This is a genomic window from Pseudogulbenkiania sp. NH8B (assembly GCF_000283535.1).
GTDB lineage: Bacteria > Pseudomonadota > Gammaproteobacteria > Burkholderiales > Chromobacteriaceae > Pseudogulbenkiania > Pseudogulbenkiania ferrooxidans.
The window spans coordinates 3512169-3530942 of the sequence record NC_016002.1; the positions used below are offsets into that span (position 1 = coordinate 3512169).

Here is an 18774-nt window from a genome sequence, read left to right on the forward strand (position 1 = left end):
CATCCAGGAGTCCCCTTTGAGCCGCCAAAAGCAAGCCTACGCCTACGGCCTGTCCGCCGTGCTGGCGTGGTCGACCGTGGCCACCGCCTTCAAGATCAGCCTGGCACACCTCAGCCCGGCGCAGCTGGTACTCTACAGCACCGCGTTCTCGCTGCTGTCGCTGCTGCTCATCCTGTTGTGCCAGGGGCGCCTCGGCGAATTGAAAACGGCCTTCGGCCAACATTGGCGACACTCGCTGATCCTGGGCGCGATCAACCCCTTTGTCTACTACCTGATCCTGTTCCAGGCTTACTCGCTGCTGCCGGCACAGGAAGCCCAGGCGATCAACTACACCTGGGCGCTGACCATGACGCTGCTGGCGGTGCCGCTGTTGAAACAGCCGCTGAAAGGACGCGATGCGCTGGCGGCGCTGATCTGCTATCTCGGCGTGCTGGTGATAGGCACGCGCGGCGAGTTGCTGACGCTGCATTTTTCCAGTCTGGCCGGGGTCGGCTACGCCCTGCTCTCCACGCTGCTGTGGGCCGGCTACTGGATCTTCAACACGCGCGACCAGCGTGAACCGGTGTTGGGGCTCACGCTGAACTTCCTGCTGGCCTTGCCCCTCATCGTGATCTGGTGCGCGCTCAGCGGCGAACTGCGCCCGGTGGCCTGGCAGGGGATAGCGGGTGCCGCCTACGTTGGCGCGCTCGAGATGGGCTTTACCTTCGTCATGTGGCTCACGGCAATGAAACTGACCAGCAGCACCGCCAAGATCGCCAACCTGATCTTTCTGTCGCCGCTGCTGTCGCTGGTGCTGATCTGGCTGGTGATCGGCGAGCCCATCCTCGGCTCGACCCTGATCGGACTCGGCCTGATCCTGTCCGGCCTGTTGCTGCAAAAGCTGCCGACCAGAAACGCCGCGGCGGCGCACGCCAGTTGAACGGGACCGGGCAGGCTGCCGGCCTGGCCCGCCCCTCCCGTCACTCCCTTCCCACCGGCGCCATGGCCACCGTCCCGGTCATGGCGGCCACCCCGCCACTGGCCATGCCGGAGGCTGCGTCGTCGAGCCGCCCCGTGCGCGGGACCATCCGGCGGCTGCGGGCGCTGAACACTCTCGCCCGATACGGTGCCGTCCTCCGGGCCTCGGGCAGCGCGCTCGAGGACACCGCCACGCGCCTTGTCGGTGCGGCGTCCCGCCTGCGCTCGCGACAGGCGACATCACCCGGCCCGTCGCCGCAACCCGGCAGCCTCCCGGCAGTAGCAGCGAGGATGCCACTCGTGGCCGTGGCCCCTGTCGTCGTCCCCAGCCATTCCAGGGCCCGGGCCGGAACGCCTGACAGCAGCAGCATCAGCCCGGCCAGCAATGTTCTCGTTCTCATGACAAGTCCCTCGCAGCACGATGCCTGAACCAGCAGCGATCGTATTTACCCTACCCGATTTGTGTTTTTTTGCTTTTACATGGTCAACATATAGGATAAAAGACACGGCTAGTGCAGAAAGGGGCTATGCGTACGTTCACAGGAAAACTGGCAATCTGGCTGCTCGGCGGCGCCACCCTGCTGCTCACAGGGCTGGGCGTGGTCTGCAACGATTACAGCCGGCGACAGGATCAAAGCGAGTACATGGCGCTCAGAAAGTCGCTGACCCATCGACTGGAGCTCACCTTGCCGCATGGCGTCTGGCAGCTCGACGAACCCTACCTGCGGCAGCTGCTCGACGCCGAGCTGGCCTGGTCGGCGGTGGAGGCCATCCGCATCCAGGGCGATGCCGGGCTCAATCTCGGCCGTATCCGCGATGGGCGCGCCGTGCGCGACATGACGCCGGCCGACCAGCCGCCGGCGGACGACCGGCTCAGCTTTGCCATCACCTACCTGAAGCAGGAACAGCTCGCCCAGGCCACGGTCTACCTGAGCCGCGAATCACTGCGGCTCAAGGAGCAGCAACGCCGTCTCGACCTGCTGCTGCAGGTGCTGCTGCTGGACGGGGGACTGTGGCTTCTGCTGCGCTACGCCCTGCAGCGCCACCTGCGGCAACCGCTGGACCAGCTGCAACAACAGCTGGAGAAGGCGCTAGTCCAGAGCGCACCAGAACCCGCCGCCGATAACACCGGCGCCATCAGCCAGGAGTTCGCCCCCCTTCTCGACAGCGCGCGGCGCCTTGGCGAGCAACGGCGCCTCGATCTCGTTACCCTGCAGCGTGCCGATGCCCGAGCACAGGAAGAGAAGCAGCGCGCCCAACAGGCCTTCCAGCAGCTTGAGCTGGCACAACAGACCCTGGAGGAAAGCGAGAACCTGGCCACGCTGGGGCGGCTTGGGGCCGACGTCGCCCATGAAATCAATACCCCGATCGGGGTCACGTTGAGCACCGCCTCCAGCCTCGCCAACACCACCCATTACCTGACGGAGAGCCTTAACGCCGGGACCATCAAGAAGAGCGAATTCCTGGATTATCTGGCGCATACCGAAGAGAGCTGCCAGCTACTGCTCTCCAGTGCGGAACGCGCGGCGGACCTGGTCCACAGCTTCCGCCAGATCGCACAGGACCAGACCGGCGAGACGCGGCGCCAATTCCCGCTGACGGCCTACCTGGAAGAAATCGTCCGCAACCTGAAGCCACAGCGCGAGAGCGCCAACCTGGACATCGAACTGCACGGGGAACTCGACGTGCTGATGGACAGCTATCCGGGCGCACTGTTCCAGGTGGTGAGCCAGTTGCTAGAGAATGCCACGCTCCACGCCTTCCAAGCGGGACAACGTGGCCGGATACGGCTGGAGAGCACCTTGCGGGACGAGCGGCACGTCCGCATCAGCATCAGTGACAGCGGTTGCGGCATCGCTCCGGAAAACCTGGACCGGGTGTTCGAGCCGTTTTTCACCACCCGCGGCGGACAGGAACACCGCGGGCTCGGGCTCTACCTCGCCAACAGCAAGACACGCCAGCCGCTGGGCGGCACCCTGACGGTGGCAAGCCAGCCGGGCCAGGGCTCGGTCTTCACCCTGGACATTCCCTGCCAGGCGCCTTTCTGAGCCAGAGCGTAGCCTGGAGGGCGTGCGCAGCCCCGCAGGCGCAAAAAAAGGACGGTCTGACCGTCCTTTTTCATCGTCTTGCCGTCTCGATCAACCCAAAGCGGCAAACACCTGGTCGCGTACCGCTTCTACCGCCTGGGTGCCGTCGATCTTGACGTATTTCGGCGCCGTAGCGTCGCCAGCAGCAGCCTGTTGCGAGTAGTAGCCAACCAGCACTTCGGTCTGCTCGTGATAGACCGCCAGACGCTTGAGTACGGTTTCTTCCTTGTCGTCGTCGCGCTGGATGAGCTCTTCGCCGGTGACGTCGTCACGACCTTCCGCCTTGGGCGGGTTGTACTTGACATGGTAGGTGCGGCCGGAAGCCACGTGCACGCGGCGGCCGGACATGCGGTCGACGATCAGCGCGTCCGGAACGTCGATTTCCACCACGTAGTCGATGGCGACGCCGGCTTCCTTCATCGCTTCGGCTTGCGGAATGGTGCGCGGGAAACCATCGAACAGGAAACCGTTGGCGCAGTCGGCTTCGGCGATGCGCTCCTTGACGAGACCGATGATGATGTCGTCACGCACGAGGCCGCCCTCGTCCATGATCTTCTTGGCTTCCAGGCCCAGCGGGGTACCCGCCTTCACCGCGGCGCGCAGCATGTCGCCGGTGGAGATTTGCGGAATGCCGAACTTTTCCTTGATGTAGTTGGCCTGGGTGCCCTTGCCGGCGCCCGGAGCGCCCAACAGAATCATTCTCATGAATTACTCTCCCGTCAAAGTTTGCGTTTCGTCTTTTGTGCTAATCGTTTTTCGAGCGGGTGGCGAACAGAGCACGCACCCGCTCGAGATCATCTGGCGTATCGACTCCGGCTGGCGGCGCGTCGGCGACGGTGGCCACCATGATGGGGTAGCCGTGCCACAGCACGCGCAACTGCTCCAGCGCCTCGAACGTTTCCAGCGGCGCGGGCGTCAGCGAAGTGTAGGTAGAGAGAAAACCCGCCTGGTAGGCGTACATGCCGATGTGCCGCAGAACCGGTAGCTCGGGCGGCAAAACGTTCACATCCTGAGCGAACGCATCTCGGGCATAGGGGATGGGTGCCCGACTAAAATAAAGAGCACGGCCGGTCCGGTCAAGCACCACTTTCACGACGTTGGGATTAAACACGTCGGCGGCACAGTGGATGGGGTGCGCCAGCGTCGCCATCGGCACGCCGGATTCGGCCATCAGGCCGGCCAGGCGATCGATCAGCGCCGGGTCGATCAGCGGTTCGTCGCCCTGCACGTTGACGATGATCTCGTCGGCGCCCAGGCTGAGCGTGGCGGCGACCTCGGCCAGGCGATCGGTGCCGCTGGCATGGTCTGCCCGGGTCATCACCGCGCGTACGCCGTGAGCGGTGCACGCCGTGACGATATCCGGATGATCGGTGGCGACGATCACCGCGCGCGCGGCCGACCTGGCAGCCTGCTCGGCCACCCGCACCACCATCGGCTTGCCGGCGATGTCGGCCAGCGGCTTGCCGGGCAGCCGGCTCGACGCCATGCGTGCCGGAACCACCACGGTGAAGCCGCGGTTCATTCCACCTCTTCCTCGGCCGGCAGCTCGCGCGCCTCGCTCTCCAGCATCATCGGGATGCCGTCGCGGATGGGAAACGCCAGCCGGTCGCCCTTGCACACCAGCTCCTGTTCGGCCTTGCGGTACACCAGCGGGCCCTTGCACAGCGGGCACACCAGAATGTCGAGAAATTTAGCGTCCATGTCGTATCTTCAATCGGGCAAGAATCCAGTCGGCAAGGTCCGGGGCGAGCCGCGCCCGGACCGGCAGAACCCATAGTCTAGCACGATTGACGCAGTGCAACTTGACGGCGTCCTTGGCCGTCACCAGTACTGCATCGGCATCGTCCGGAATGTCCTGCGGCTGGAAAGCGTGGTGGTCGGGAAAAGCGAGCCGCCGGCCGGGATCGAGGCCCAGTTGTTCGAGGGTGCGGAAAAAGCGTTCGGGATGGCCGATGCCGGCGAGCGCCACCAGCCGTTCGCCGGCGAAATCGGCGGCACGGCGCGTCCGCCCCGGCTCGGCCAGCGAGACGAAGGCGCCCGGCTCGAGCGTCATGGCAAAGCGCGGCACCGCGGCGGGCAGCCAGTGCGCGGCATCGGCAAGGGGGCCGTTGAGCACGATCGCGTCGACCGAACGCAGCCGGCCGGCCGCCTCGCGCAGTGGCCCGTTGGGCAGCAGGCGGCCGTTGCCGATGCCGCGTGCGCCATCCAGCACCACCAGCTCCAGGTCGCGCCCCAGCCGGTAATGCTGCAGGCCGTCGTCGCTGAGAATCAGCTGCACCTCGGGATGGTGGTCGAGCAACAGGCGCCCCGCCGCGGCGCGGTCACGCCCGACCACCACCGGGGCGCCCCCGGCGGCCATCAGCAGCGGCTCATCGCCGACCTCGGCCGCCGTGGAGTGGGGCCCGACTTCGGTTGGAGCCTCGTACTGGCCACCATAGCCGCGGCTGATCACCCCGACCGCCACGCCACGCACCCGGAACGCCTCGATCAGCGCCAGCGTCAGTGGCGTCTTGCCCACCCCGCCGACGTTGATGTTGCCGATCACGACAACCGGGACGGGCAGGCGCTCGCAGCGGAACACGCCGCGACGGTAGAGGGTGCGACGCAGCGTCGACACGGCGGCGAACAGCCCCTCCAGCGGGGCGAGCAACACGGTCAGCCAGGCGCGGGGATGGTACCAGTGGCGCTCGATCGCCTTCACGGCCGAGCGTCGGAAGGCAGTTGCGTGGCGAAGGTCAGTTGCGTCAGCCCGGCCAGCCGCGCCGCCTCCATCACCCCCACCACCGACTGGTGGCTGGCCTTGGCATCGGCGTTGATCACCACCACCACGCCGTGCTTGCCGGCGGCCAGGTCCTTCAGGCGCGCCACCAGACCGTCGCGATCACCGGCCGGCAGCTTGACCTCGCCCACCATCATGTCGCCGGCGGGCGACACCGCCACGTCGATCTCGTTGCTCTTTTCCGCCTGTGCCGCGCCCTGCGCCGCCGGCAGGTTGATCTTCAGCTCGGAATAGCGCGAATAGGTGGTGGTGACCATCAGGAAGATCAGGATCACCAGCAGCAGGTCGATCAGAGGGATGAAGTTGATTTCCGGTTCTTCCCGGTGCCGGCCACGTCGAAAGTTCATGCCGCGCCTCAGTGGTTGCCGTTGCCGTTCGTGCGCTCGCCGTGCAGCACTTCCACCAGCTTCACCGCCTGCGACTCCATGTCGACCAGCAGGGCGTCGACCTGGGCGCGGAAATGGCGGTAGAACATCATGCTGGGGATCGCCACGATCAGGCCGAACGCGGTGTTGTAGAGCGCCACGGAAATGCCGTGCGCCAGTGCGGTAGGATTGGTGCCGGACGGTGCCTGCGAACCGAAGATCTCGATCATGCCGATCACCGTGCCCAGCAGCCCCAGCAGCGGCGCCATGGCGGCGATGGTGCCGAGCGTGGTGAGGTAACGTTCCAGTTGGTGCGCCACCAGGCGTCCCTCGTCCTCGATCGACTCTTTCATGACCTCACGGCTGGCATCGGCGTTGCGCAGCCCGGCGGCGAACAGCCGCCCCAGCGGCGAATGCTGGCCCAGCAACTGCAGCAGCTCCTGCGTTGCGCCGGCGCGGCGATACTCCTGCAATGTCTGCCCCAGCAGCCCCTGCGGCGCCACCAGCGACTGACGCAAGCTGAAAAAACGCTCGAAAATGATGGTCAGCGAGATGACGGAGGCGACGATAATGGCCCAGATGGGCCAGCCTGCCGCTTCGATGATGGACCCCACAGGCATTCTCCAAGACGTATCACAAACGGTAGACTGTAGCCGGTTTGCCCGGGGTTCGGCAACCGCTCGGCGGCAGCTGCCATGCGGCTCCAAGAGAGATGGCTAAACCATGAATTTATAAGGGGAATTCCGGATCATCCACAAAAGCTGTGGATAAAATTGTGGACAAGCCTGGGAAAAATACCCGGAAGGATTGCCAGGCAAGGCTCCCCACGTTCTCGCCCACACATTGAGCACAACGACTAAGTCGTTGATTATATTAAATACGCACTACGCACAATGCGGCACGACCCGTCGTCTTGCCCGCTGGACCCGACTCCGCGACGCGGGACTTTTTTGCTGTGGATGACTTGACAACCATGATTTTCGACCAAACCCATAACGACGTCATCAGCGTCTCGGCACTCAACCGCATGGCGCGCGACCTGCTGGAAAGTGGTCTGCCGGCGCTATGGATCGGCGGCGAAATTTCCAACCTGACGCTGGCCGCCTCGGGTCACGCCTATTTCCTGTTGAAAGACGGCAGCGCGCAGATCCGCTGCGTGATGTTCCGCCACAAGCTGGCCGGGCTCGGCTTTCGCCCCGGCGAGGGCATGCAGGTCGAGCTCAAGGGCCTGGTGACGCTGTACGAGGCGCGCGGCGAATACCAGATCAACATCGACAGCATGCGCTCGGCCGGCCTCGGCCGCCTGTTCGAGGCCTACGAGAAACTGAAGCAGAAGCTGACTGCGGAAGGCCTGTTCGACGCCGCCCGCAAGCGGCCGATCCCGGCGCACCCGGCCGCCATCGGCATCGTCACCTCGCCGGCCGCGGCCGCGCTGCGCGACGTGGTGACCACGCTGCGCCGGCGCATGCCGAGCATCCCGGTCATCCTCTACCCGTCCCAGGTGCAGGGCCAGGGCTCGGCCGAGCAACTGGCCGCCGCGATCCAGCGGGCCGGCGAGCGGCGCGAGGTGGACGTGCTGATCGTCTGCCGCGGCGGCGGCAGCATCGAGGACCTGTGGTCGTTCAACGAGGAAGGGGTGGCGCGTGCCATCGCCGCCTGCCCGATCCCGGTGGTCAGCGGCGTCGGCCACGAAACCGACTTCACCATCAGCGACTTCGTCGCCGACCGCCGCGCGCCGACCCCGACCGCGGCCGCCGAGCTGGTCTCGCCCAGCCGCGAACACCTGCAGGGCCAGGTCGAACTGGCGCGGCGCCACCTGGCGCGGGCGCTGGGCCGGCTGCTCACCGACAAGGCGCAGCGGCTTGACTTCCTGTCGCGCCGGCTCAAGCACCCCGGCGAGCACCTGCGCCGTCAGCGCGAATCGCTAAGGTTGGCCGAAGACCGGCTGCGGCGGCACGTGCAGGGACTGCTCGAGCAACGCCGCTGGCGCCTGCAGTTGGCCGAGAGCCGGCTTCGACGCCACCGTCCGGACCTGGCGCAGCACGTCCAGCAACTCGACCGCCTGAGCGAAGCGCTGCACCGCGCCGGCGACGGCTGGGTGGGCAGGCATCGGCTGACGCTGGTGCGACTGGCCGGCACGCTGGAGGCGATGAACCCGCAGGCGGTGCTGGAGCGGGGCTACGCCATCGTGCAGAAGGCCGACGGGCGCGCCGTGCGCTCGCCGCTGGAGCTGCTCAACCACGAGCGCGTGACGCTGCAGTTGGCCGAAGGCCGCACCGAAGCCATCATCGACCACCCCGCCGGCGCCCAGCCGGAACTGCCGTTCTGAGCATTGGCACTGGGTCTTGCTACACGCCCCGGCGCCGGGAGCAGGCCGTACGTGCCGGATACTGAGCCAGGGCGGAACTTGACAGGGAGAACGCGGAGGGAGGAGCATGCCGTCATTCAAACAACCGTTTGAGATCGACATGAAGCCCTCCCCCCGCTTGGTCAGGACCCTCATCAACCTGTGGCCGCCGTTTCTCGGCGCCGGCATCCGCGTCAGCCGCATCGCCACCGACTGGCGCGAAGTCGACGTCAGCCTGCGCCTCGGGCTCACCAACCGCAACTACGTCGGCGTGCACTTCGGCGGCAGCCTGTACGCCATGACCGACCCATTCTTCATGCTGATGCTGATGAACTGCCTCGGGCGCGATTACTACGTGTGGGACCGTGCCGGCCGCATCGACTACCTCAAGCCCGGGCGCGGCCGGGTCAACGCACGCTTCCGCCTGGACGAGGCCCAGTTGGCCGAAATCCGCCATCACACCGCCGGCGGCGAGAAATACCTGCCCGAAATGACGGTGGACGTCGTCGACCACGGCGGAGAAGTGGTGGCCCGGGTGCACAAGACGCTGTACGTCAGACGTAAAAAAGACCGTCGCTGACGGTCTCAGACTGCAAACTAAAGCACTCTGACAGCTTGCTACAGGCCCCGGCCGAGCCGGGCCTCTACACCTCAGGGGTTGATTCCGCAGCCTGTCCATCTTTCCCAATCCTTCGCCGAGCCCATCTCTGCGTGCAAATCTTTGATTTGCTCAGCGATGGATTGGCACACAGTCAGCCCTTGCCCGGCTAGGGCGCCGCGCTACGCTCGAGATGAGACCGGCACCGGGGCCGGAGAATCGGCGGTGCTGGCTGCAGGCCTCAGTCGCCGAAGCCGCCGAACACCTCGCGCATCCGGCTCAGCACCTCCAGCGTACGCAGGTCGCCGACACGGTAGTACACCCGGTTGGCGTCCTTGCGCGTGCGCAGCACCCCCTTGTCACGCATGATGGCCAGGTGCTGCGAGATATTGCTCTGCGAGGTGCCGACCCGGTCGACAATGTCCTGCACGCTGATTTCGCCGTCACCCAGCACGGCGATGATCTTGAGGCGCAGCGGATGCGACATGGCCTTCATCGCGCGCGAGGTCTGTTCGATCTGGTTGTCGTTGAACAGCAAGGGAATCTCCGTGAATCTGTTATCAGTCTGATTGCGTTACAATACTACCCAAGCTGTTCAAACCCCATCAAGAATCCCTAATATTCTGGATCGCGCGCCCACATGAACGCACTCAAACCGGTACTCCTCCTGATCATGGACGGCTTCGGCCATCGCCTGGACGGCGGCGACAACGCCATCCTGCACGCCCACACCCCGACCTGGGACGCCCTGCGCCAGCAGTACGCCTATGGCACCATCGACGCCTCCGAAGGCTTCGTCGGCCTGCCCGGCGGCCAGTTCGGCAACTCCGAAGTCGGCCACCTGAACATCGGTGCCGGACGCGTGGTGCAGCAGGATATCAGCCGCATCGACTGCGACATCGAGGATGGCCGCTTTGACAGCAACCCGGTCCTGACCGACGCCTTCGCCCATGCCAAGGGCAGCGCGCTGCACGTGCTGGGCCTGCTCTCCGACGGCGGCGTGCACGCCCACGAAAACCATATCCACGCCCTGATCCGGGCCGCCCATGCGGCCGGCGTGGCGCACATCTACGTGCACGCCTTCCTCGACGGCCGCGACACGCCGCCGAAGAGTGCCGAAACCTACCTCAAGCGCCTTGACGCCGTACTGGCCGAATGCCCCGGCGCGCGCCTGGTGTCGGTGACCGGCCGCTACTGGGCGATGGACCGCGACAAGCGCTGGGAGCGCGTCGAGCCGGCCTACCGCCTGCTGGTCGATGGTGAAGGCCTGCACCACGCCGACAGCGGCCTCGCCGCGCTCGCCGCCGCCTACGCCCGTGGCGAGAACGACGAATTCGTCGCCGCCACCGCGATCGGCGACAAAACCGTGATGCAGGACGGCGACGTGGTGCTGTTCATGAACTACCGTGCCGACCGCGCCCGCCAGCTCACCACCGCGCTGACCGACCCGTCCTTCGACGGCTTTGCCGCGCGCCAGCCCAAGCTCGGCTACTTCGCCACGCTGACCTCCTACGGCGAGGCCTATGCCAACCCGGTGGCCTACGCCCCGCAAAAGATTCGCAACGGCCTGGGCGAGTACCTGGCCGGCCTCGGTCTGAAGCAGCTGCGCATCGCCGAGACCGAGAAGTACCCGCATGTCACCTACTTCTTCAACGGCGGCGAAGAACAGGTCTACCCCGGTGAAGACCGCATCCTGGTGCCCTCGCCCAAGGTCGCCACTTACGACCTGCAGCCGGAAATGAACGCACCGGAAGTCACCGACAAGATCGTCGAGGCGATCCGCTCCGGCCAGTACCACGCCATCATCTGCAACTACGCCAACTGCGACATGGTCGGCCACACCGGCAATTTCGCCGCCGCGGTCAAGGCGGTGGAGGCACTGGACGTGTGCATGGCGCGCTGCGTCGAGGCGATGCGTGCGGCCGGCGGCGAAGTCTTGATCACCGCCGACCACGGCAACTGCGAGAGCATGTTCGACAACATGCACGACCAGCCGCATACCCAGCACACCACCAACCCGGTGCCCTTCCTCTACATCGGCCGCCCCGCCCGCATCCGCGCCGGCGGCGCGCTGAAGGACATCGCACCGTCGCTGCTGGCGATGATGGGCCTGGGCAAACCCGCCGAAATGAGCGGCGAATCGCTGATCGACTTCCAGTGAAACCGTTCCTGTTGCTCTCCCTGCTGGCAGGGGCCGCGCTGGCGGCCCCTGCCGCCGCGCCCCTGTCCGTCGCCCCGCACCAGCAAGACCTGCAGCAGGTCCGCCAGGAAATCGACAGCCTCAAGAAGGACATCGCCCAGAAACAGGCGGTGAAGCAGGAGGCGCAGAGCGCCATCCAGGCCAGCGAGCAGGCGCTGCAGCAGACCAGCAAGTCGCTGGCCACGCTGGAACAGAAGCAAAGCAGCTCGGCACAGCAACTGGCCGAACTGCGCGCCCAGATCGAAGCGTCGCAGAACGAGCTGAAAGGCGTACGCAAACGGGTGGCCCACGTGCTGAGCCGCCAGTACCAGGCCAGCCGCCACGACGCCATGAGCCTGATGCTCAACGCCGGCGACCCCAACCAGACCTCGCGCGACCTCACCTACTACACCTATATCGCCCGCGCCCAGCAGCAGCTGGTCGGCGACCTGATCGCCCGGCAGGGCGACCTGGAGGCGATGTCGTTCCAGCTGGAGCAGGAGCTGACCCGCATCAACAGCCTGTCGAGCCAGAAAGCACAGGAAAAGGGCCGCATCGAGCAAAACCGCGAGGCGCACCAGCAGAAGCTGGCGGCACTGGCCAGCGAAATCCGCGAGCGCCAGGGCAAGCTGGTGAAGCTGCAGGAAGACCAGCAGCGCCTGAGCAGCCTGATCGAGCAGATCAACCGCGAAATCGAGCGCCGCCGCCGCGAACAGGCGCGCAAGTTGGCCGAAGCCCGCCAGGCGCAGCAGGAAAAAGCCCGCAAGGCAGCCGAACGGCAGCGCCAGCTCGCCGCCGAAGCACGACGCCACGGCAAGCCAGCGCCCAAGGAAGCGGCCAAGCCGGTGAAACCGGAGCCGGAACCGGCGGTCGAAGCGATAGCCGACACCAGCAGCGCCGGCAAGGCCTTCAGGAGCCTGCAGGGTCGCATGCGCCTGCCGGTCTCCGGCAGCATCGCCGGTCGCTTCGGCACCCGGCGCGCCGAGGGCACCACCTGGAAGGGGCTGTTCATCAGCGCCTCGCCGGGCCAGCCGGTGCGCGTCGTCGCCGACGGCCAGGTCGTCTACGCCGACTCGCTGCGCGGCTTCGGCAACGCCGTGATCGTCGACCACGGCGGCAACTACCTCACCGTCTACACCGGGCTGTCCGCCATGAGCCGCAGCAGCGGCGAGCGCGTGAAGGCCGGTGAGCAGCTCGGCAGCACCGGCACACTGGACAGCGGCGAGGCGGGGCTGTACTTTGAAATCCGCTACATGGGTCGCCCGGTCAACCCGCAAAGCTGGGCACCTTAACGGGAATACACAGACACTATGACGAGTCCACGCATGAAGAAACTGGCCCTGCTTACCGCCGGGGCACTGGCAGGCGGCGCCTTGACCTTGAGCCTGCAGGCGTTCGCCGACAAGGAGGCCAGCTCGCCGCTGCCGCTCAACGAGCTGCGCACCTTCGCCGAAGTATTCGGCCGCATCAAGCAGGACTACGTCGAGCCGGTGGAAGACAAGAAGCTGATCAACGAGGCGATCAAGGGCATGCTGACCGGCCTCGATCCGCACTCCGACTACCTCGACCCCGAGGCCTTCAAGGAAATGCGCGAAGGCACCCAGGGCGAATTCGGCGGTCTCGGCATCGAGATCGGCGCCGAAGACGGCCTGGTCAAGGTCATCGCCCCGATCGAGGACACCCCGGCGCAGAAGGCCGGCGTCAAGAGCGGCGACCTCATCATCAAGATCGACGACACCCCGGTGCGCGGCCTGAGCCTCAACGACGCCGTCAAGCGCATGCGCGGCAAGCCCGGCACCAAGGTCACCCTGACCATCGCCCGCAAGAGCGAGGCCAAGCCGCGCGTGGTCACCCTGGTGCGCGCGGTGATCAAGACCAAGAGCGTGAAATTCAAGCTGCTGGAACAGGATTACGGCTACGTGCGCGTCACCCAGTTCCAGGAACACACGGTGGAAAACCTGGCCCAGGCCCTGCAGACGCTGTACAAGGACAACAAGACCCCGCTCAAGGGGGTAATCCTCGACCTGCGTGACGACCCGGGTGGCCTGCTCAACGGCGCTGTCGGCGTCTCCGCCGCCTTCCTGCCCAAGGATGCCCTGGTGGTGTACACCGAAGGCCGCGCCGAAGACTCCAAGATGCGCCTGACCGCCAAGGTGCAGAACTACGCCCGCGGCGCTGCCGACCCGCTGGCCAAGCTGCCAGCCGGCATCAAGAACATCCCGATGGTGGTGCTGGTCAACGGCGGTTCGGCCTCGGCCTCGGAAATCGTCGCCGGCGCGCTGCAGGACCACAAGCGCGCCGTCGTGGTCGGCACCCAGACCTTCGGCAAGGGCTCGGTACAGTCGGTGCTGCCGCTGGGCAACGCCGGTGGCATCAAGCTCACCACCGCGCGCTACTTCACGCCGAACGGCCGCTCGATCCAGGCCAAGGGCATCGAACCCGACGTGGTGGTGGAAGACGGCACCCTCAACGCGAACGATCAGCAACCGTTGCGCGTGCGCGAGGCCGACCTGGAAAACCACCTGGCCAACCCCAACGGTGACGACAAGGCCCCGGCCAAGCCGGTGCTCAAGCGCCCGACGATCAAGCCGGCCGCACCGGTGCAGCCCGCGCCGGACAATGGCAAGGACGCGCCCGACGAATCGTCCTCGCGTGAGCCAAACCCGAAAGCCGATTACCAGTTGGGCCAGGCCTTGAATATCCTCAAGGTGCAGCAAATACTGATCAATAAAAAGGGAAGCTAGGACAGCGCAGCCCGCCGGCGGGCAAGGCGTCCTGAGCCAGGAAGCCTTGCCATGCCAGCAGAAGCATCGTCCAAGCACTATCCCCTGCCCCGACCACGCCAGGAAGACGCCGGGCGTGCCGCCGCCTTACCGCTGTCGCACCCCGGTATCCACATACCCTTCCGGTCTGCGCCACGGCAGCCGATCATCCGCACCGCATCAGCCGAGGCCTCGCCGGCCGGCATCGCGCGGCGACCGCCAGGCAGCGGCGTAGCTCAGGCTGCGACCAGATGAAATACCCCCTCATTCCTGCTACCCTTGGCGCCACCTCGAACCCGACCCCGGCAGGAGCCAGAACCGACATGCTGACCAGAGAGTTTGTCCTCTCTTTCCGTGAAGCCGCCCCTTACATCAACGCCTTCCGCGGCAAGACTTTCGTCATGGCGATCAACGGCGAAACCGTGCGCGATGGCCGCTTTCCCAGCCTGGCCAAGGACATCCACCTGCTGGTCAGCCTGGGCGTACGCATCGTGCTGGTGCACGGCGCGCGCTGGCAGATCGACGTGCTGGCCCAGCGTGCCGGGCATGCTCAGGTTTTCCGCGGCGACAAACGCAGCACCGACAGCCAGACGCTGGAGCTGGTCAAGCAGGCGGTCGGCTATACCCGCCACGAGATCGAAGCCGCGCTGTCGTCCAGCATGCGTCATGTCCCGGTACAGGGCAGCCAATTGCGCGTCGCCAGCGGCAACTTCCTCACCGCCCAGCCGATGGGGGTGATCGAGGGCATGGACATGCAGTACACCGGCAGCGTGCGCCGGGTCGACAGCGAGGCGATGCAGGCACGTCTCGACGCCGGTGACCTGGTGCTGGTCTCCTGCATCGGCTACTCGCCCACCGGCGAGGCCTTCAACCTGACCATGGAAGAAGTCGCCACCCACATCGCCATCGCCCTGAAAGCGGAAAAACTGCTGTTCATGGTGGACAGCCAAGGCGTCACCAACAGCCAGGGCGAGTTCGCCAGCACGCTCACCGCCCACGAGGCCGAAGCGCTGATCGCCAGCGGCAACCTGCAGGGCGACGTGGCCGCCTACATGCCGTACGCGGTGAAGGCGGTGCGCCAGGGCGTGGCCCGGGCCCACATGATCGGCCGCTTCGACGACGGCGCCATCCTGGAAGAACTGTTCACCGACGGCGGCAACGGCACCATGCTGGCGCGCGATCCGCTGGTGAAGGTGCGCAACGCGTCGATCGACGACATCGGCGACATCATCGACCTGATCCGTCCACTGGAAGAACAGGGCATCCTGGTCAAGCGCAGCCGCGAGTTGCTGGAGATGGAGATCAAGTCGTATTCGGTACTGGAACACGACGGCAAGATCTTCGGCTGCGTCGCCATGCACCCCTTCCCCGACGCCGGCATGGCGGAACTGGCCTGCCTCGCGGTCTCCCAGCAGAAACGCGACGCCGGCTTTGGCGAGGAGCTGCTCAAGCACGTCGAATACCTGGCGCGCGCGCAGGGCCTGGCCTCGCTGTTCGTGCTCACCACCCAGACCGCGCACTGGTTCGTCGAGCGAGGCTTCGCCGCCGCCGACATCAGCCAACTGCCGCTGGGGAAGCAGCGGCTCTACAATTACCAGCGCCGCTCCAAGGTGTTCATCAAACCCTTGCGCTGAGCCCGTTCTTGGCTGGAAGCCCTGTCATCTCTATGACACAATACGGTAGTAATCTGTTATCCAATTAGCTGCAAGGAAGCGCAATGGCTAGAACCGTCAACTGCATCAAGCTGGGCCGCGAAGCGGAAGGCATGGATTTCCCGCCGCTGCCGGGTGAACTGGGCAAGCGGGTATTCGAGAATGTCTCCAAGGAAGCCTGGCAAGGCTGGCTGCGTTACCAGACCATGCTGATCAACGAAAACCGCCTCAACCTGGCCGACGCCCGCGCCCGCCAGTACCTGGCCGCCCAACTGGAAGCGTACTTCTTCGGCGACGGCGCCGATGCACCGGCAGGCTACACCCCACCAGGAAGCAACTGATCCCGGCAAAGCCCTCCGCGTGAGGGCTTTTTCGTCCCTACAACCAGCGCGAGCCCACTCCACAACCATGTCGCAACAGAACGACCTGCTGCTCAACCGCGAACTCGGACTGATCCAATTCAACCGACGGGTCCTGGCCCAGGCCGAAGACGCCCGCCTGCCGCTCCTGGAGCGGCTGCGCTTCCTGTGTATCGTCTCGTCCAATCTCGACGAATTCTTCGAAGTCCGCATGGCCTGGCTCAACGAGATGGTGGAGACCCAGCCGGATGCGCCGCTGCCGGACGGGATGACGCCGCACCAGGCGCTGCGCAAGGTCTCGGAAGCCACCCACGTGCTGATCCGCGAACAATACGCGGTGATGCGCGATATCCTGTTCCCGGCCCTGCGCGAGGAAGGCATCCTGTTCCTGCGGCGCATCGACTGGACCGACGAGCAGCGCGAATGGGTCAAGGGTTACTTCTTCCGCGAAGTCATGCCGCTGTTGACGCCGATCGGGCTCGACCCCTCGCACCCCTTCCCCAAGGTACTGAACAAGTCGCTCAACTTCGCCGTCGAGCTGGAGGGCAAGGACGCCTTCGGGCGCCAGTCGGGCATCGCCATCGTGCAGGCGCCGCGCATCCTGCCGCGCATAATCAAGCTGCCGGAGGAACTGTCCGACGGCAAACACCTGTTCGTGTTCCTGTCGTCGATCCTGCACGCCCACGTGCACGAGCTGTTCCTCGGCATGTCGGTCAAGGGCTGCTACCAGTTCCGCGTCACCCGCGACAGCGAGCTGAACGTCGAGGACGAGGACATGAAGAACCTGCGCACCGCGCTGCAGGGCGAACTGCGTCAGCGCCAGTTCGGCGACGGCGTGCGGCTGGAGGTTGCCGACACCTGCCCGCAGCACATGCAGGACTTCCTGGTCACCCAGTTCGGGCTGGAGCCGGAAAACGTCTATCGCGTCGACGGCCCGGTTAACCTGGTGCGGCTGATGCAAGTGCCGGACCTGGTCGACCGCCCGGACCTGAAGTTCGCCTCGTTCGTGCCGACGCTGCCGGCGGCGCTGCAGAAGAAATCCGGCCTGTTCGACGTGATCCGCCAGGGCGACGTGCTGCTGCATCACCCTTACCAGAGCTTCCAGCCGGTCATCGACCTGTTGAACCTGGCCGCCACCGACCCGCAGGTAGTGGCGATCAAGATGACGGTGTACCGCACCGGTACCGACTCGGTGCTGATGGAGTCGCTGATCGCGGCCGCCCGCGCCGGCAAGCAGGTGACGGTGGTGGTGGAGCTGATGGCGCGCTTCGACGAGGAAGCCAACATCGGCTGGGCCTCGCGCCTGGAAGACGCCGGCGCGCACGTGGTGTACGGCGTGTTCGGCTACAAGGTGCACGCCAAGATGCTGATGGTGGTGCGGCGCGAGGAGAGCGGGCTGAAACGCTACGTGCATCTGGGCACCGGCAACTACCATCCGCGTACCGCCCGCCTCTACACCGACTTCGGCCTGATCTCCTGCAACGAGCAGCTGGCCAGCGACGTCAACGACCTGTTCATCGAGCTCACAGGGCTCGGCAAGGCGAGCAAGCTGAAGCTGCTGCACCAGTCGCCGTTCACGCTGCACAGCATGATCCTCGAGGCGATCGAGCGCGAGGCCAAGCACGCCAGCGAGGGGCGCCCGGCGCAGATCATCGCCAAGATGAATTCGCTGCTGGAGCCGGAGGTGATCAACGCGCTGTACCGCGCCAGCCAGGCCGGGGTGAAGATTCAGCTGATCGTGCGTGGCGTGTGCGCCCTGCGCCCAGGTGTGGAAGGGCTATCCGACAACATCAGCGTGCGCTCCATCGTCGGCCGCTTCCTCGAACACCCGCGCGTGTTCTACTTCTACAACGACAAGGCGGAAAACCTGTACTTCTCCAGTGCCGACTGGATGGGGCGCAACTTCTTCCGCCGCATCGAGACCTGCGTGCCGGTGCTCGATCCCAAGATCAAGCGCCGCATGATCAAGGAAGGGCTGCGCATCTACCTCGAAGACAACGTCAACGCCTGGGACATGCAGCCCGACGGCAGCTACAAGCGGCGCCATGCGCGCGGCAAGGTGCATTGCGCCCAGCAGACGCTGCTGGACGAGTACATCGTCTAAGGCTTCGGCCAACCCCGAGGCACACGGCGGCCGTGGCGGAACTTCGCCGCGGCCGCCGTTTCTTATCCTTCCCTGCCCTCCTTCCGGACATACCCTTGGAAATCCTGCTCTATGCGCTCTCCGCGCTGCTGGTGCTGGCCGGCCTGGCCGGCACCGTGTTCCCGGCCCTGCCCGGCCTGCCGCTGATGCTGGGCGGCTTCGCGCTGGCCGGCTGGGCGGAGGATTTCCAGCACGTCGGGGCGCTGACGCTGGGCGTGCTGGGGCTGCTCGCCGTAATCGGCCTGGCCATCGACTTCGTCGCCGGGCTGCTCGGAGCGAAGGCCACCGGCGCCAGCCGGAAGGCCTTGTGGGGCGCCTTTGCGGGCAGCCTGGTCGGCCTGTTCTTCGCCCTGCCGGGCGTCATCCTGGGCCCGCTCATCGGCGCGGCTATCGGTGAATTCCTCGCCCGGCGCGACATCTACCAAGCCGGCAAGGTCGGCATCGGCACCTTCCTCGGCTTTGTCGTCGGTACCGTCGCCAAGATCGGCTGCGCCTTCGCCATGCTGGCCACTTTTGCACTGGCGTTCGTGCTCTGAACAGCCGCTC

At 65.9% G+C, this 18774-nt stretch carries 18 protein-coding genes; 11 read left to right on the top strand and 7 right to left on the bottom strand.

The window, feature by feature from the left end; translation table 11 throughout:
- Positions 1-16 precede the first annotated feature (16 nt).
- Both NH8B_RS16210 and NH8B_RS16220 read left to right on the top strand, forming a co-directional pair.
- Entirely contained in the window at positions 17-919 is a 903-nt protein-coding gene (locus tag NH8B_RS16210) for a DMT family transporter (RefSeq protein WP_014088227.1), read from the top strand.
- 565 nt (positions 920-1484) lie between these two features.
- A complete protein-coding gene (locus tag NH8B_RS16220; RefSeq protein WP_014088229.1) occupies positions 1485-3005 on the top strand; it encodes a sensor histidine kinase in 1521 nt (506 codons plus the stop codon).
- Between the two features lie 90 nt (positions 3006-3095).
- Here NH8B_RS16220 and adk read toward each other — a convergent pair whose 3' ends face one another.
- Genes adk through NH8B_RS16250 form a run of 6 tightly spaced genes read right to left on the bottom strand, consistent with a single transcriptional unit; the run spans position 3096 to position 6808 of the window.
- Complete coding sequence (gene adk / locus NH8B_RS16225; RefSeq protein ID WP_008954901.1) at positions 3096-3749, bottom strand: adenylate kinase; 654 nt, start codon at positions 3747-3749, stop codon at positions 3096-3098.
- Between the two features lie 40 nt (positions 3750-3789).
- Entirely contained in the window at positions 3790-4566 is a 777-nt protein-coding gene (gene kdsB, locus NH8B_RS16230) for a 3-deoxy-manno-octulosonate cytidylyltransferase (protein ID WP_014088230.1), read from the bottom strand.
- A complete protein-coding gene (locus NH8B_RS16235) occupies positions 4563-4745 on the bottom strand; it encodes a Trm112 family protein (protein ID WP_008954899.1) in 183 nt (60 codons plus the stop codon). The genes kdsB and NH8B_RS16235 overlap by 4 nt, the downstream gene beginning before the upstream one ends.
- Positions 4735-5745, bottom strand: a complete 1011-nt coding sequence (lpxK, locus tag NH8B_RS16240; protein ID WP_014088231.1) for a tetraacyldisaccharide 4'-kinase — start codon at positions 5743-5745, stop codon at positions 4735-4737. The genes NH8B_RS16235 and lpxK overlap by 11 nt, the downstream gene beginning before the upstream one ends.
- Positions 5742-6170, bottom strand: coding sequence for an ExbD/TolR family protein (locus NH8B_RS16245; protein ID WP_014088232.1), 429 nt, complete (start codon positions 6168-6170; stop codon positions 5742-5744). Before NH8B_RS16245 ends, lpxK begins: the two co-directional genes overlap by 4 nt.
- A gap of 8 nt (positions 6171-6178) precedes the next feature.
- A complete protein-coding gene (locus NH8B_RS16250) occupies positions 6179-6808 on the bottom strand; it encodes a MotA/TolQ/ExbB proton channel family protein (RefSeq protein WP_198408179.1) in 630 nt (209 codons plus the stop codon).
- Positions 6809-7161: 353 nt separating this feature from the next.
- On the opposite strand from NH8B_RS16250, the gene xseA reads away from it, so the two are divergent.
- Positions 7162-8517 carry an exodeoxyribonuclease VII large subunit gene (gene xseA, locus NH8B_RS16255; protein WP_014088234.1) on the top strand — a complete coding sequence of 452 codons (1356 nt, stop codon included), beginning with the start codon at positions 7162-7164 and terminating at the stop codon, positions 8515-8517.
- Positions 8518-8656: 139 nt separating this feature from the next.
- A complete protein-coding gene (locus NH8B_RS16260; RefSeq protein ID WP_232503488.1) occupies positions 8657-9115 on the top strand; it encodes a DUF4442 domain-containing protein in 459 nt (152 codons plus the stop codon).
- A gap of 259 nt (positions 9116-9374) precedes the next feature.
- Here NH8B_RS16260 and NH8B_RS16265 read toward each other — a convergent pair whose 3' ends face one another.
- Positions 9375-9671: an ArsR/SmtB family transcription factor gene (locus tag NH8B_RS16265; RefSeq protein ID WP_008954893.1), complete on the bottom strand. Its 297-nt coding sequence runs from the start codon at positions 9669-9671 to the stop codon at positions 9375-9377.
- A gap of 102 nt (positions 9672-9773) precedes the next feature.
- Between NH8B_RS16265 and gpmI the strand changes: the two genes are divergently transcribed.
- The 7 genes from gpmI to NH8B_RS16300 all read left to right on the top strand — a co-directional run bounded on the left by gpmI (position 9774) and on the right by NH8B_RS16300 (position 18764).
- Positions 9774-11294: a 2,3-bisphosphoglycerate-independent phosphoglycerate mutase gene (gene gpmI / locus NH8B_RS16270; protein ID WP_014088236.1), complete on the top strand. Its 1521-nt coding sequence runs from the start codon at positions 9774-9776 to the stop codon at positions 11292-11294.
- Complete coding sequence (locus tag NH8B_RS16275; RefSeq protein WP_014088237.1) at positions 11291-12604, top strand: murein hydrolase activator EnvC family protein; 1314 nt, start codon at positions 11291-11293, stop codon at positions 12602-12604. Before gpmI ends, NH8B_RS16275 begins: the two co-directional genes overlap by 4 nt.
- A gap of 33 nt (positions 12605-12637) precedes the next feature.
- Positions 12638-14056 (top strand): S41 family peptidase, encoded by a 1419-nt coding sequence (locus NH8B_RS16280; RefSeq protein WP_014088238.1) that lies wholly within the window; start codon positions 12638-12640, stop codon positions 14054-14056.
- Between the two features lie 341 nt (positions 14057-14397).
- Positions 14398-15708 carry an amino-acid N-acetyltransferase gene (gene argA, locus NH8B_RS16285; protein WP_008954889.1) on the top strand — a complete coding sequence of 437 codons (1311 nt, stop codon included), beginning with the start codon at positions 14398-14400 and terminating at the stop codon, positions 15706-15708.
- Positions 15709-15791: 83 nt separating this feature from the next.
- Positions 15792-16067, top strand: a complete 276-nt coding sequence (locus NH8B_RS16290; protein WP_008954888.1) for an oxidative damage protection protein — start codon at positions 15792-15794, stop codon at positions 16065-16067.
- A 19-nt stretch (positions 16068-16086) separates the two neighbouring features.
- Complete coding sequence (gene ppk1 / locus NH8B_RS16295) at positions 16087-18189, top strand: polyphosphate kinase 1 (RefSeq protein WP_369751171.1); 2103 nt, start codon at positions 16087-16089, stop codon at positions 18187-18189.
- Between the two features lie 95 nt (positions 18190-18284).
- Positions 18285-18764 (top strand): DUF456 domain-containing protein, encoded by a 480-nt coding sequence (locus NH8B_RS16300; RefSeq protein WP_014088240.1) that lies wholly within the window; start codon positions 18285-18287, stop codon positions 18762-18764.
- Positions 18765-18774 lie beyond the last annotated feature (10 nt).